The following is a 13,586-nucleotide window of genomic DNA, read 5'->3' on the forward strand; positions in this document are numbered from 1 at the left end:
GTCAGGAAAGGAGCTCATCATGAGGAACAGGACGATCGGGGCGGTGCTTGGAGGCATCGGCCTGGTGCTGGTCCCTGCCGCGGCCTTCGGGATCGACGCGATGTCCGCGTCGGAGGCCGGCCAGGGTGACACGGATCGGTTGACCCTCGCAGACCAGACACGGGACCGAGACCAGGACTGCGACGGCACATGCGACGGCGATGGCGACGGCGACGGCTACCGCGGTCGGGGCGGGATGATGTCCCGACCCGGCGACGGCACGGCGGCGCTCGACCTGGTCGACGGGGACCTGAGCGACGAGGATGCCGAGGCGCTCGCGTTCATGGTCGAGGAGGAGAAGCTCGCGCACGACCTGTATGTCGCGTTCGGCGACGAGTGGGATCTGCGGGTGTTCGACATGATCGCCTCCGCGGAGGCCCATCACCAGGAGGCGGTCGCGTCGCTGCTCGACGCCTACGGGCTCGACGACCCGACCGAGGGCAACGACGTCGGTGAGTTCGACGACGACGGACTGCAGGACCTGTACGACACGCTGCTCGCCCAGGGCCTCGGCTCGGAGGTGGAGGCGCTCACCGTGGGCGCGCTTGTCGAGGAGACCGACATCGCGGATCTGCGGGAGAGGGCGACCGACGAGGAGTCGATCGATCTGCTGTTCTCCCGGCTGGAGACGGCGAGCGCGAACCACCTCGACGCCTTCGTGGTGAACCTGGATCGCCTGGACGTCGCCTACGAGCCGGAGGTGCTGACCGACGACGACCTCGCCGATCTGGCCGACGGGACGCGTGGCGGCGGCCGTATGGGCGGACACCACCGCGCGGGCGACTGCCTGCAGGACTCCTAGATCGCGAGTCCGATCGCGAGCAGGACGCCGTAGCCCATGCCGACGGCGCTGGTCGCGGCGAAGATCGGTGCGAGGGCTCTTCCTTCGAAGGGTCCTCGCACCGCGAGTCCCACCAGGAGTGAGGGCAGGGCGGTGATGGTCGCGAGCAGCGCCCACGGGTGCGCGAACGAGACGATCACGGCGCACAGCACCGGCGCCATCATCACGCCCAGGAACGCATGACGTGCCCGCTGGGGTCCGAGCCTCACGGCGAGCGTCCGCTTGCCGGTGAGCGAGTCCGTCTCGATGTCCCTGATGTTGTTCACCATGAGCATCGCGACGGAGGTGAAGCCCACTCCTGCAGCCGCGACGACGGCCCACCACGTGATCTGCCCGGCCTGCGCGACCATCGTTCCGAGCACGGCCACGAGCCCGAAGAACACGAACACGGAGACCTCGCCCCAGCCGTCGTACCCGTAGGGGCGTGACGAGCCTGTGTAGGTCCATGCGGCGATGATCGCGAGCGCGCCGACGATCAGCCACCACCACTGCCCGGCGACGGCCACGAGCCAGAGGCCGAGCAGGGCGCCGACGGCGAACATCAGGAAGGCCGCGCGCTTGACCGCAGACGGGGTGGCGCGGCCGGTCGCGACGAGCCGGTCGGGTCCCACGCGGTCCATGTCGGTGCCGCGCACTCCGTCGGAGTAGTCGTTGGCGTAGTTGGACGCGATCTGCAGTGACAGCGCGACGCCGAGCGCGAGCAGCGCGATGAGCAGACGGAAACCGTCCACGGCGATCGCGGCGGCGCTGCCGACCGCCACGGGTGTCACGGCGGTCCACAGGGTGCGCGGTCGCGCACCGGCGACCCAGTCGGACATGGTGGTCATGCGTCTCCGTTCGGGGCTTGGAGCAGTCGTCGTGCCTGCTGCCTGTCGATCTTCCCACTGTCCAGGCGTGGCAGGTGAGCGACGGTGAGGATTCGCCGAGGCAGCTCGGCCCTGCTGAGGCCTCCGGAACCCTGGGCGGCGCTGTGGGCGAGTGCCTCCTGCAGCTCGGCGAGCGCGGGTGCGCTCGCGCCGTCGGCGAGCGTCACGAGCGCGGCGATCCTCTCGCCCCACTCGACGTCCGGAAGGCCGACCACGACGGCGTCGTCGATCTGGGGGAGGGCCACGAGCGCACGCTCGACCCGCAGCGGGTGCACGTTGACGCCTCCGCTGATCAGCACGTCGTCCGCGCGCCCGAGCACGCGGAGCCGGCCGTCGGTGAGCTCGCCCAGATCCCGGGTGCGCAGCCAGGTCTCGCCGTCCCGCGTCGGCCACTCCTCGGGGTTCCGCGCCGGTCGCCCCTCGCCGTCGGCATAGCCGTCCGCGAGCATCGGTCCGGTGAGCAGCACCCGGCCTTCCTCGTCGAGCGCCACTCGTGCGATGTCCAGCGGCACCCCGTCGTAGACGCACCCGCCGGCCGTCTCCGTCATCCCGTAGGTCGTGACCACGGAGGGCGGCACGTCGTCCCGCTGGAGCGCGGCGCCGCCGACCAGGACGGCGTCGAACGCCGCGAGCGCGTCGCGTCCGACAGGGGAGTCGAGCAGCCTTCCCACCTGGGTCGGGACCAGCGAGACGTAGCGACGCGGCGCTCCACCGTCGGAGGCGACGAGGTCATCGACCCCGCGGGCGAAGAGCTCGGGTGTGAAGGAGCCCGGGGCCAACGGCTGCACGTGCCCACCCGCGAGCGTGGCCCGTGCGAGCACCATCGCTCCTGCGATCCGATCGGTCGGCATCGCGAGCAGCCACGAGCCGGGCCCTCCGAGGCGACGATCCGTGGCCTCCGCGCCCGCGCGCATCGCGTCGCCGGAGACGAGGACCTGTCGCGGTGCCCCCGTCGATCCCGACGTGGGTGCGCTGATCCCCGCGGCGGAGCCGTCGAGGGCTGCCGCGACGGCCCGGGCCGGACCTGCGGCGAGCGGCGCGTAGTTCATCGGCTCAAGCCTAGGGCGCGCCTATGCTGGCGGCGTGACAAGCATGCGCGTGCGAGGAGGAGCCGCCGTCGCGGCGGCGATGGCGATCCTGCTGGCGGCCTGCGCGCCGGCGGTCGAGACCTCGCCTGCGGTCGACCTGACGTATGGGGCGCAGGAGGTGAGGGGCGTCGCGCCTTCGCCTCCCGAGGACCCGCGGCCGGCCGTCGCCTGGCCGCTCACCGGTACCGACGCCGCAGGCGTCTCCGAGGCCGACCTGAACAACCCCGCGATCTCCGTGAAGATCGAGAACTCGGCTGAGGCACGGCCTCAGGAGAACCTCCAGTTCGCCGACGTCGTCTACGAGGAGTACGTCGAGGCGGGCATCTCCCGCCTCGTGGCCGTGTACCACTCGCAGATGCCCGACACCGTGGGGCCGATCCGCTCGATGCGGCCGATGGACAAGAACATCATGGGCTCCTATCAGGGCCCGCTCGTGTTCTCCGGCGCGCAGGGCGGCTTCATCCAGCAGAACGCGAACGCGGGGCTGGTGCAGATCACCCAGGACCGTGGCGACTACGGCTTCTACCGCACCTCGGACAAGCGCGCCCCGCACAACCTGCATGGGCGTATGGCCGACTTCCTCGAGCAGGCGGGCGACTCCCCGGCGCCTCCCGCGCAGTGGGACTTCGCCTATCCGGACGAGTACGCGACCGCTCAGGTGGGCGGCGAGACGGTCAGCAGCATCAGGATCATCATGTCCGGCTGGGCGCACCCGAGCTGGGACTGGGATGCCGAGTCGGGTACGTGGCTGCGCTCCGAGTGGGACAGCCCGCACGTCACGACGGACGGCACCAGGCTCTCGGCGACGAACGTCGTGATCCTGCGCGTGAGGATCGTGACGAACGGCACCGGCGGCGGGTCGGGCGTCCCTGAGACCCTCCTCGCGGGCGAGTCCGGTGAGGGGCAGCTCATCTCAGGGGACAAGGCGATCGACATCACCTGGGCCAAGGGCGGCATGCGCGACCCGATCGTCATGAAGGCCGACGGCCAGGAGGTCTCCCTCATGCCGGGTCAGACGTGGGTCGAGCTGATCCCGATCGCGAGCTCGGTCACCGTCTCCTGACACACCCTCGAGCGGGTCACTCACCGCCGCTTTCAGCGCCGTTTCGTGACGACCGGGTCATCCACCGTCGCCGGCAACGCCGGGACGTGGCCACCGGGTCACTCGCCGTCGGCCCGCCGGCGCGCACCCCTGCTCGGAGCGTCAGTAGGCGTACGGGAACCTCGTCCAGTCGGGTGCTCGATGCTCGAGGAACGCGTCGCGTCCCTCCTGGGCCTCGTCCGTCATGTACGCCATGCGGGTCGCCTCGCCCGCGAAGACCTGCTGTCCCGCGAGGCCGTCGTCCGCGAGGTTGAACGCGAACTTCAGCATGCGGATCGCCTGGGGTGACTTGGTGGCGATCAGCTTCGCGTACTCGAGCGCCGTCGCCTCGAGCTGCTCGTGCGGCACCGCCTCGTTGACGGCGCCCCAGCGCTCGGCGTCCTCAGCCGAGTACTCGCGTGCCAGGAAGAAGATCTCCCGCGCGCGCTTGTCGCCCACCTGCCGTGCCAGCAGCGCGGAGCCGTAGCCCGCGTCGAACGAGCCGACGTTCGCGTCCGTCTGCTTGAAGCGTGCGTGCTCGCGGCTCGCGATGGACAGGTCCGAGACGACGTGCAGCGAATGCCCGCCGCCCGCGGCCCAGCCGTTGACCGCCGCGATCGTCACCTTGGGCGAGGTGCGCATGAGGCGCTGCACCTCGAGGATGTGGAGCCGCCCGCCGTACGCGGGGGCGTCGGCCGCTGAGCCCTCGTACAGGTAGCCGTCGCGACCGCGGATCCGCTGGTCGCCGCCCGAGCAGAACGCGTGCACGCCGTCGGCGGCAGGGCCGTTGCCAGTGAGGATGATCGCGGCCACGTCGATGGTCTGACGGGCGTGGTCGACGGCCCGGTACAGCTCGTCCACCGTCTGCGGGCGGAATGCGTTGCGCACCTCGGGGCGGTTGAAGCCGATGCGCACCGCCGGCAGATCCTTCTCGCCGTCGGGCCCGCGCGACACCCACCGGTGATAGGTGATGTCCGAGTCGGGGAAGCCGTCGATCGCGCGCCACTGCGCGGGGTCCATCAGGTCCGACACCTGGCTGGGGATCTCGCTCATGCCGCCAGGGTAGCCGGGGCCGCGATCGGGGGAGGTGCGGCGGCGAGAGGCGCCGCCCCAACCGTTCCCGTGCGTCGTGACGTGGATGGGGTAGACATGGCATCCGAGGGGGACCGATGAAGGACGACCCAGTGCTCGAGGACCTGCTCGAGCATCGTTACGCGTCGCTGGTGGGGTACGCGACGCTCGTGTCCGGCGCGCGCCAGGACGCGGAGGACCTGGTGCACGACGCGATCGTCACCGTGTTCTCCAAGCGTCGTCGGTTCACGTCGCTCGAGCATGCGCACGCCTACGTGCTGCGCGCCATCGCCTCCCGCCACGTCGATGCGCGTCGCAGCTGGGCGCGGCGGGCGAGCCGTGAGGAGCGGGCGACGTCGCTCGCCCCGCGGTTCACTCCTGGACCTGAGGACTCCGTCGGCATGGACGACGCTGTGGTCACGGCGCTCGCGGCCCTCAGCCCGCGCGAGAGGGCGTGCGTCGTGATGCGCCACCTGGCCGATCAGTCCGTGGCGGACACCGCGCACGCGCTCGGCATCAGCGAGGGCGCGGTCAAGAGGTACACGTCCGACGGGCTGGCCGCCCTGGTCGCGTCGGGCCTCCTCACGGAGGCGGCGGCGCAGGAGGCGGGAACCGAGCAGGTGGACGTCAGGATCGGGGGAGCACGATGAGCGAGCTGAACGACATGCTCCACGCGGCGCGCGACGCCGCTGGACGAGGGGTGTCGGTGGACACAGGCGACCGCGCCGACCTCATGCGCCGCGTGGGCAAGGGTCGGCGTCGCCGCACGATGGGCTCCGTGGCGGCCGGCCTGGCGGGTCTCCTCGTGGTCGGGGCGGCGACTGTCGGCCTCGCCTACAGCTCCCCGGACGGATCGGAGTCGGGTCCGGCCGCACCGTCGACCGACGTGTCGCCCTCGTCCCCTGCGCCTTCGGGGCCGGTGAGCGTCGCTGCCTCGGCTCCTGAGGGTCCGGCGTACGAGATGGACGTGGCCGGTGGCGGCACGGTGCAGTTCGCCACGTGGAGCGACGACCAGCTCGCGCCCTACCTCGGTGAGGGCCCGCGTCTCGGGCCGTTGATCGAGCCGGTTCCTGCACGCGAGCTCGAAGGCTACGGGGCAGGCTGGGCCTTCCTCACCGATGCGGACGTCGGTTACTCGGGCGTGCCGCAGGAGTCCCTGCTGCTGCTCGCACGCCCGGACGGCACCGCTGTCGAGGTCGCCGACCTCACTGCACTCGCCGAGCCGCTGTCCCTCGGGCGCAGCGTCGCGGTGGCGGACGTGAGGGGCTCGGTCGATGCGCCTCGCGTGATGGTCGCCTTGGCGGGAAGCAACGGCGCCGCGGTGGTCTGGCTCGATCTCGAGTCCGGCGTGACGTGGGTGATGCTGGAGGCCGGAGGCCTGGGCCACATGTCGTTGTCGTGGCGCGGTGGTGACACGTGGCTGGCTTGGAGCATGGTGGACGCGGTTCCGCTTGGCGTGTCCATGACGGCCGACGAGGGTGGAGCGTCGGCTGGCGGCGGCGCCTGGGTGCCGTGGTCGTCCGATCCGTCGAGCATCGCCGGTGTCTACGCCGCTGGGGGCGTGGCAGTCGCCTTCGGAGAGCACCCGGGAGGTGTGCTCCTGGTCGACCGCGCGGACGTGGTCGTCCCGCTCGAGCGGGAAGGGGACGCGATCCTTGGTCGGAGAGGCGACTGCTACCTGCTTGACGACGGGGAAGGTGGGATCCGTTGCCTGTCGGCGACGACCGGCGAGGCCTCCCGAGTGGAGGGTCTGTCGGAACCGCAACGGTCGGCCGCCTCGCGCGCGGTGCTCGGCGACGGCTACCTCGAAGGGCCCTCGTACGAGACCGAGCAGAGTACAGCGATCTGGCATCGTCCCGGCGGTGACCTTGAGATCGAGGTTCCGGTCGGCAGCGAACTCGGCGCCTTGGGCGACGGCGATGGCGTGTGGCTCATCACTGCGGCCGGAGCGATCGCCACGGAGGCGCACGCAGGCGTCATCGGGACGGACGGCGCCTTCCACGAGGTCGATCTGCCCCTCAGCGAGGCGGGCGCCGCGGAGCAGGTGTACGTCTTCCCGGTCGGCTGAACGGTCGGCAGCGGACCGTCGCCCGCGGGTGGAGCGGTGAATGCGCCGTCCGCAAGCGGCGTGGCTCCCGCCTAGGCTGGGGCCATGGAGTTCCGCGCGTTCCGTGTGCCGCTCGCGACGCGTTTTCGTGGGGTGACGGAGCGTTCCGGCGTCCTGATCCGGGGCACCGCGCCCGACGGGTCGGACGCGTGGGGCGAGTACTCGCCGTTCCCCGACTACACGCCTGAGCGTGCGTCCCGGTGGTGGGAGGCGGCGATGGAGGCGGCCCACGGCCTGTGGCCGGAACCGGTGAGGGACGTCGTGCCGGTCAACAGCATCGTCCCGGAGCTGCCGTCCGGCCGCGCCGCGCAACTGGCCGTGGAGAACGGCTGCACCACCGCGAAGGTGAAGGTCGCAGGCACTGTCTCGCTCAAGGACGACGTGCGCCGCGTGGAGGCCGTCGCCCGGGCGCTGGGGCCGACGGGCAAGGTGCGCGTGGACGCGAACGGCGCGTGGGACGTCGAGACGGCGGTGCGATCCCTCAGAGAGCTCGACGCGGCCGCGAAGGCGGGCGGAGCGGAGGGCCTCGAGTACGTCGAGCAGCCGTGCCGCACGGCCGGCGAGCTCGCCGAGGTGAGGCGCCAGACGTCCGTGCTCGTCGCCGCCGACGAGTCGGTCCGCATCCCCGGCGACGCCGACGAGGTGATGCGCCTCGGCGCCGCCGACATCCTGGTCCTCAAGGCGGCCCCCATGGGCGGCGTGCGGAACTGCCTCGACGTCGTGGACCGCTGGGACGTGCCGATCGTCGTCTCGAGCGCGATGGAGTCCTCGGTGGGGCTCGCAGCGGGCCTCGCCCTCGCGCTCGCGGTCCCCGAGCTGCCGTACGCCTGCGGGCTCGGCACGAGCGCCCTGCTCGCAGCAGACACCGTCGCCGCACCGTTGATCCCTGTGGAGGGGACGATGCGGCTGACGCCGATGGAGGTGATCGTGTGACCGGCACCCATCCGTCGGCCGCATTCTCGCGGGAGCTCATCGCGGGGCTCGCGCTGTACGGCGTGAAGGACTTCGTGCTGTGCCCTGGCTCCCGTTCGGGTCCGCTCGCGCACGCGCTCGCGGCCGCCGCGAGCCCTGGCCGTCCCGCGAATGCGCCTGAGATCGAGCTGCACGTCCGGATCGACGAGCGGTCTGCCGCTTTCCTCGCGCTCGGCATCGCTCGCGCGCGTGCGGCGGCGGGGGAGCCCGCGCCCGTGGCCATCGTCACGACCTCAGGCACCGCGGTCGGCAACCTGCTCCCCGCAGTGATGGAGGCCCACCACGAGGGTGTGCCGCTGCTGCTCCTCACTGCTGACCGCCCCGGAGAGCTCAAGGGCGTCGGCGCGAACCAGACCACCGATCAGGTGGGCATCTTCGACGAGTTCGTGCGCTGGTCGACGGAGTCGGCCGCGCCGACCGAGCGTGAGGGCAACGGTCGGGCCGCCCGCCTCGCCGCCCGGGCCGTCGACGCGGCGCTGGGCCGGTGCGACGAGCACGACAGCCTTCCCTGCGTGGGCCCGGTGCACCTGAACCTCGACTTCCGGGCGCCGCTCCAGGACGACGGCGGGGAGTGGCCGATCGTCACCAAGGAGCCGCCTGCACGCGCCAAGCGCCGCTCGGGCGGGCTGATGGAGGCCATCAAGGGCGGCCCCGCCACCCTGCCGGACCGCAAGCGCGGGATCGTGATCGCGGGCGACGGTGCGGGGGACGACGCGCGTCGCCTCGCCGAGGTGCACCGCTGGCCGCTGCTCGCGGAGCCGACGTCGGGAGCCCGCACGGGCGACTGCTGCATCCCCGGGTACGTGGACTTCCTGCGCACCGAGCGGGGCAGGACCGTCGCAGGCGAGACATCGATCGTCGTCGTCGTCGGCCGCCCGACCCTGACCCGTGAGGTGCAGGAGCTCATCGGCAAGGCGAAGGACCTTCGGGTCGCGGGCCACGGCGCGCGCTGGAAGGAGGCGCCGCGTCACGCGCAGAAGGTGATGGCGCGGGTTCCCGAGGAGTGGTTCTCGCGTGAGCCCGGCACCGCGCAGCACGACGACGAATGGCTCGGCTACTGGCGTGAGGCGTCGGCCCCGCAGGTGGAGCAGTGGGGTGCCGATGCCGTGGCCGCCGAGGTGGCCGCCTCCCTGGGCGAGGGCGACGTCTGCGTCGTCGGCTCGTCGGGGCCCATCCGCGCGCTCGACCGCGTCGCTCCCGCATGGGAGCCCGGCAAGGCCCCCACCGTGATCGCGAACCGTGGTCTCGCGGGCATCGACGGCACGATCTCCACCGCCATGGGCGCCGCGCTCGCCTCGGACCGCCCGGCGACCGCCTTCATGGGCGACGTGACCTTCCTCCACGACGTCGGCGGGCTGCTCGTCGGCCCGCGCGAGAGGCGTCCCGACCTGCGCATCGTCGTCGTCAACGACGGGGGCGGCACGATCTTCGGCAGGCTCGAGCACGCGGGTGCCGACCCGTCGGTCGTGGAGCGCGTCTTCACGACCCCGCATGGCGTCCAGCTCGGCCCGATCGCCGCGGCCTATGGCGCCGCGCACACCGTCGTGACCGACGCTGCGGCCCTGCGGCAGGCGCTGGTGTCGCCGCCGTCGGGCGTCGAGATCGTCGAGGTCCCGCTCGGGGCGACCGCGGAAGGCGCGTAGTGCGGCCGATCCGCGGGCCGCGGTTCTGGATCGGCCTCACCGTCGTCCTGTCCGTCGGCGTGATTGCGGGCCTGTGGGCGCTCACGGTGCCCTTCGCCGGGTCCGGCGGCGGGTCCACGACGGCGACGGACAGCGCGGAGCCGACGAGCTCCGAGAGCCCGAGCGGATCCTCCACTCCCACCGGGCCGACAGCGCCTGTGCTCGATTCCGGTGTGCTCGGTGCCATAGGCGAGGGATGGACGCTGACCTCAGCCGTCGACTCCTCGGGCGCCGTCACCGTGATCGCGATCGACCCGAGCGGCGGCGTCTACCCGGGAGCCTCGCTGTCTGCCGGCGCCGAGCTTCTCGCGTGGCTCGCGGACGGCCGTGCGATCGTGCACGACCCGGTGAGCGGCGAGCTGCGCGCGGAGGTCGTCTCCGTCGACGGCGGCGCGCCCCTCTCGCTCGGCTCCGGGTGGGTCGACCCCGAGGTCGCGATTCCGGCCGACGGTGCCGTCGAGTCGATCATGGTCGCCTCCGGTCCCGTCACAGCCCGGACGATCGACGCCGTGAGCACCGCGACCGGTGCCGCCACACGGCTCGCGGACACGGAGGCCCGCACCGGCCTCGTGGCGAGCGCGGACGGCTCCCAGGCGCTGACCGCCGTCGGGGGCACGCCTACGGACATCGTGCTGTCGACCTCCTCCGGCGACTCGTCCGCGGGAACGCCATTCGGCGCCTCGGCGTGCGAGCCCGCGGCGTGGGATGCCGGGCGGCAGGCGATCATCGTGTGCGCCGACGACCAGACGACGGTGTGGGCGCTCGAGCCGAGCACCGCGACGTACGCGTCGGCCGCGACACTCCCGGCAGCGGGGGAGCGGGCGTTCGCCGCGTCAGGCTCCCGGCTCCTGGTCGAGGGAGGCGTCTACGGGGTGGACGGCACGCTTCGCTGGGAGCTCCCGGAGGAGACTGCCGACGCGACGCAGGCCGCATTCTCCGGTGCCTCGCTGGCGCTGTGGTCTCCGAGCAGCGACGGCCTTGCGAGCCAGGTCGCGCTCGTGCGAGCCGACGGGCGCCTGGCCGCTCTCGTCGACGCGCCTGACGGCTACGACGGCTTCGCGCAGGTGGTGGGCTTCGGCCCCGTTCAGCTGAGGCCGAGCGCGTGGCGCATCGGCTCGAGCTTCGCCTCCGACTCGGCCCACTCGGAATCGGGCTCGGAGGCGGCGACGATCCCGCAGCCCGCGAAGACCCTGACCTTGCGCGGGTCGTCCGCGTCGATCTCTGCTGAGCGCAGACCGATGCACCACTCGCCGTCGCCCGCCGAGTCGATCCAGCCGACGGGTCCCGCATAGCGGGCGCGGTCCATTCCCTCGAGCGCGTCGATCATCCGCGCGGCGGCGAGCGTGGGGGTGCCGCACACCGCGGCGCTCGGGTGCAGCTCGCGCACCAGCTCGAGCACGGATGCGGCGTGGTCCAGCGAGCCGGTGATGTCGGTCGCGAGGTGCATGACGTTCGGAAGGTGCAGCACGAAGGGCTCGTCGGGCACGTTCACCGAGGCGCAGTGCGAGGCGAGCACCTGCGTCACCGAGCGGACAGCGAAGCCGTGCTCCTCCCTGTCCTTCGACGAGTGGGCGAGCGAGGCCGCATGCGCGAGGTCGGCCGTCTCGTCGCCCGTGCGGCGGATCGTTCCGGCCAGCACGCGTGAGGTGACGAGACCGTGATCGACGCGGGCGAGCAGCTCGGGCGTCGCGCCCACCAGGCCGTCCACGTGGAACGTCCAGCAGCCGTCGTACTCCTGCGCGAGGCCCGGCATCAGCGAGCGAGGGTCGACGGGGGACTCGGCCAGGGCGCGCACCGCGCGGGCGAGCACCACCTTGTCCACCTCGCCTGCCTTGATGCGCGCGACCGCCGACTCGACGGCCGCGTTCCAGGCCAGGCGGTCGCCCTCCTCCTGGGTGAGGGCAGGCAGGGGAGCAGCCGGCGCCACGGGCCCCAGCGCCGACGCGAGGTCGGGGGCGTGCCCATGCGTGCCGTCGGTCGTGATCTCCGTGAGGAAGCCGCGCCCCTCCCGTACCCCGAGCACGTAGCGAGGCACGATCAGGGTGCCGCCGCTCGCCGACGCGTCCGCGAAGGAGAATGATCCGAAGGCGACGAGGCCCGAGCCGCGCACCTGCACGTCGTCCCGCACCACCGCATGGCGGGTGACCCGACGCCACCATGTCGCTGCATCGTCGATCCGCGACGAACCGCGCGAGTCGAAGCGGGCCACCTCGCCCCAGCCGATCATCCCGTCGCCTCGACGCACCCATGCCATCCCGCCCGGCGGGGCCAGGGCGAGCAGATCGTCAGGGGCGTCGACCGCGACGGTGCGGGCGGCGAGCGTCGGCATCGAAGGAAGCTGCAGGGTCACGCCCTCAGCCTAGGACCGGCGACAGAAGCCCCGCGCGCGCCGGACCCGCACCCCTCACGTGCCCCTGCGCAGGCTTCGTGTGCCTGAGCACCCTTCCGGGACGTTTAACCTAGGACGGTGAAGACTGAGGCGGAGGTCATCGTCGTCGGCGCCGGACCGGGAGGCGCGGCGGCTGCCCGCTACCTGGCGGTCGAAGGCTTCGACGTGATCGCGCTCGAGAAGTCGCACTACCCGCGCGAGAAGGTCTGCGGAGACGGCCTCACGCCCCGCGCCGTCAAGGAGCTCCAGCTGATCGGGCTCGAGACGCCTCGCGACGAGGGCTGGATCCCCAACCACGGACTGCGCATGGTCGGCGGAGGACACCGTCTCGAGTTCCCGTGGCACGACCTTGAGTCCTTCCCGAACTTCGGGCTGAGCCTCCCGCGCGCCCAGTTCGACCACCGCCTCGCCCAGCACGCTCGCGCCGCCGGCGCCGACGTCCGCGAGGGCTGGCACGTCGACGCCCTGATCATCCGTGACGCCGACGGCGAGTTCGTCGTCGACAAGGACAAGGCCGAGCGCGCCGCTGCCGTCCGTCCCGGGGGAGAGGCCCGCGTCGTCGGCGTCGTCGCCCGTGAGACCGACGAGAAGGGCCGCAAGGTCGGCGACCCCGTCGAGTATCGCGCGCCCCTCATCATCTCCGCCGACGGTGTGAGCGGACGGCTCGCGCTCGGGCTCGGCATCGAGCGCAAGGTCAACCGCCCCATGGGCGTCGCGGTCCGCACCTACATCGAGACCCCCCGCCACGCGGAGGAGTGGATGGAGGGCCACCTCGAGATCTGGGACGGCGAGCGCGGCAACTCGAAGCTGCTGCCCGGCTACGGCTGGATCTTCCCGCTCGGCGACGGCACCGCCAACGTCGGCCTCGGCACCCTGTCCGCCAAGGGCACCCCCTCCGGGCTCGACCACCGTGGCCTCATGCGCGACTGGCTGGACCACTCCGCGCAGGACTGGGAGTTCGGCGAGCAGGTCGGGCCCATCAAGGGCGCCGCGATCCCCATGGCGTTCAACCGTCAGCCGCACTACGTGCCCGGCATGATGCTCGTCGGCGACTCCGGCGGCATGGTCAACCCCTTCAACGGCGAGGGCATCGCCTACGCGATGCAGGCCGCACGCCGCGCCACCGAGGCCGCCGTGGGCGCCCGTGAGGCCGGGGACGACGCCGTCGCAGCTGAGAAGGCGCTCGCGGCATATGCCCGAATGATGAAGGACGACCTCGGCGGGTACTACTCGCTCGGACGGGTCTTCGCGACCCTGATCGAGCATCCGACGGTCATGAGCATCTGTACAAAGTATGGGTTGCCGCGTCCACTAGTGATGGATTTTGTCTCTAGACTGCTGGCAGACGTCTACGAGCCCCGGGGCGGAGCATGGTCCGACAAGCTTCTGTCGGCCCTGATCCGAGTCTCACCGGCGGCCTGACTCGACAATGACAGTCGCAACCAGGGAG

At 72.1% G+C, this 13,586-nt stretch carries 11 protein-coding genes; 7 read left to right on the top strand and 4 right to left on the bottom strand.

All coding sequences use genetic code 11. The features are described 5' to 3' along the window. The first annotated feature begins 19 nt into the window (after positions 1–19). A complete protein-coding gene (locus QQX04_RS00115) occupies positions 20–841 on the top strand; it encodes a DUF2202 domain-containing protein (protein ID WP_301124978.1) in 822 nt (273 codons plus the stop codon). Here QQX04_RS00115 and QQX04_RS00120 read toward each other — a convergent pair. Both QQX04_RS00120 and QQX04_RS00125 read right to left on the bottom strand, forming a co-directional pair. Beyond that, positions 838–1,707 carry a 1,4-dihydroxy-2-naphthoate polyprenyltransferase gene (locus QQX04_RS00120; RefSeq protein ID WP_301124980.1) on the bottom strand — a complete coding sequence of 290 codons (870 nt, stop codon included), beginning with the start codon at positions 1,705–1,707 and terminating at the stop codon, positions 838–840. The genes QQX04_RS00115 and QQX04_RS00120 overlap by 4 nt on opposite strands. Further along, positions 1,704–2,795 carry an AMP-binding enzyme gene (locus QQX04_RS00125; protein ID WP_301124982.1) on the bottom strand — a complete coding sequence of 364 codons (1,092 nt, stop codon included), beginning with the start codon at positions 2,793–2,795 and terminating at the stop codon, positions 1,704–1,706. Before QQX04_RS00125 ends, QQX04_RS00120 begins: the two co-directional genes overlap by 4 nt. 43 nt (positions 2,796–2,838) lie before the next feature. On the opposite strand from QQX04_RS00125, the gene QQX04_RS00130 reads away from it, so the two are divergent. Continuing rightward, the gene (locus QQX04_RS00130) at positions 2,839–3,897 is read left to right on the top strand and encodes a DUF3048 domain-containing protein (protein ID WP_301125998.1); all 1,059 of its coding nucleotides are present in this window, start codon (positions 2,839–2,841) and stop codon (positions 3,895–3,897) included. 141 nt (positions 3,898–4,038) lie between these two features. Here the strand turns inward: QQX04_RS00130 and QQX04_RS00135 are convergent, their stop codons facing one another. Continuing rightward, entirely contained in the window at positions 4,039–4,968 is a 930-nt protein-coding gene (locus QQX04_RS00135) for a 1,4-dihydroxy-2-naphthoyl-CoA synthase (RefSeq protein WP_301124984.1), read from the bottom strand. A 116-nt stretch (positions 4,969–5,084) separates the two neighbouring features. Here QQX04_RS00135 and QQX04_RS00140 point away from each other — a divergent pair, with 116 nt between their 5' ends. The 4 genes from QQX04_RS00140 to menD all read left to right on the top strand — a co-directional run bounded on the left by QQX04_RS00140 (position 5,085) and on the right by menD (position 9,708). Beyond that, positions 5,085–5,636: an RNA polymerase sigma factor gene (locus QQX04_RS00140; protein ID WP_301124986.1), complete on the top strand. Its 552-nt coding sequence runs from the start codon at positions 5,085–5,087 to the stop codon at positions 5,634–5,636. Next, positions 5,633–7,054: a hypothetical protein gene (locus tag QQX04_RS00145; protein WP_301124988.1), complete on the top strand. Its 1,422-nt coding sequence runs from the start codon at positions 5,633–5,635 to the stop codon at positions 7,052–7,054. The genes QQX04_RS00140 and QQX04_RS00145 overlap by 4 nt, the downstream gene beginning before the upstream one ends. Before the next feature lie 84 nt (positions 7,055–7,138). Next, complete coding sequence (locus tag QQX04_RS00150) at positions 7,139–8,026, top strand: o-succinylbenzoate synthase (protein ID WP_301124990.1); 888 nt, start codon at positions 7,139–7,141, stop codon at positions 8,024–8,026. Continuing rightward, positions 8,023–9,708, top strand: coding sequence for a 2-succinyl-5-enolpyruvyl-6-hydroxy-3-cyclohexene-1-carboxylic-acid synthase (menD, locus tag QQX04_RS00155; RefSeq protein ID WP_301124991.1), 1,686 nt, complete (start codon positions 8,023–8,025; stop codon positions 9,706–9,708). The genes QQX04_RS00150 and menD overlap by 4 nt, the downstream gene beginning before the upstream one ends. Before the next feature lie 1,123 nt (positions 9,709–10,831). On the opposite strand, the gene QQX04_RS00160 is transcribed toward menD, so the two are convergent. Further along, complete coding sequence (locus QQX04_RS00160) at positions 10,832–12,097, bottom strand: isochorismate synthase (RefSeq protein WP_301124993.1); 1,266 nt, start codon at positions 12,095–12,097, stop codon at positions 10,832–10,834. Positions 12,098–12,214: 117 nt separating this feature from the next. Here QQX04_RS00160 and QQX04_RS00165 point away from each other — a divergent pair, with 117 nt between their 5' ends. Next, positions 12,215–13,558: a geranylgeranyl reductase family protein gene (locus tag QQX04_RS00165; RefSeq protein ID WP_301124995.1), complete on the top strand. Its 1,344-nt coding sequence runs from the start codon at positions 12,215–12,217 to the stop codon at positions 13,556–13,558. Positions 13,559–13,586: the final 28 nt, after the last annotated feature.

Origin of the sequence: Demequina zhanjiangensis, from assembly GCF_030418315.1 — a bacterium.
Lineage (GTDB): Bacteria > Actinomycetota > Actinomycetes > Actinomycetales > Demequinaceae > Demequina > Demequina zhanjiangensis.

Excerpts from the sequence above, each read along its gene's own strand:
- QQX04_RS00125 (WP_301124982.1), bottom strand. The coding sequence starts at position 2,795 with ATGAACTACGCGCCGCTCGCCGCAGGTCCGGCCCGGGCCGTCGCGGCA.
- QQX04_RS00120 (WP_301124980.1), bottom strand. The coding sequence starts at position 1,707 with ATGACCACCATGTCCGACTGGGTCGCCGGTGCGCGACCGCGCACCCTG.
- QQX04_RS00135 (WP_301124984.1), bottom strand. The coding sequence starts at position 4,968 with ATGAGCGAGATCCCCAGCCAGGTGTCGGACCTGATGGACCCCGCGCAG.
- QQX04_RS00130 (WP_301125998.1), top strand. The coding sequence starts at position 2,839 with ATGCGCGTGCGAGGAGGAGCCGCCGTCGCGGCGGCGATGGCGATCCTG.
- QQX04_RS00140 (WP_301124986.1), top strand. The coding sequence starts at position 5,085 with ATGAAGGACGACCCAGTGCTCGAGGACCTGCTCGAGCATCGTTACGCG.
- QQX04_RS00145 (WP_301124988.1), top strand. The coding sequence starts at position 5,633 with ATGAGCGAGCTGAACGACATGCTCCACGCGGCGCGCGACGCCGCTGGA.
- QQX04_RS00150 (WP_301124990.1), top strand. The coding sequence starts at position 7,139 with ATGGAGTTCCGCGCGTTCCGTGTGCCGCTCGCGACGCGTTTTCGTGGG.
- QQX04_RS00115 (WP_301124978.1), top strand. The coding sequence starts at position 20 with ATGAGGAACAGGACGATCGGGGCGGTGCTTGGAGGCATCGGCCTGGTG.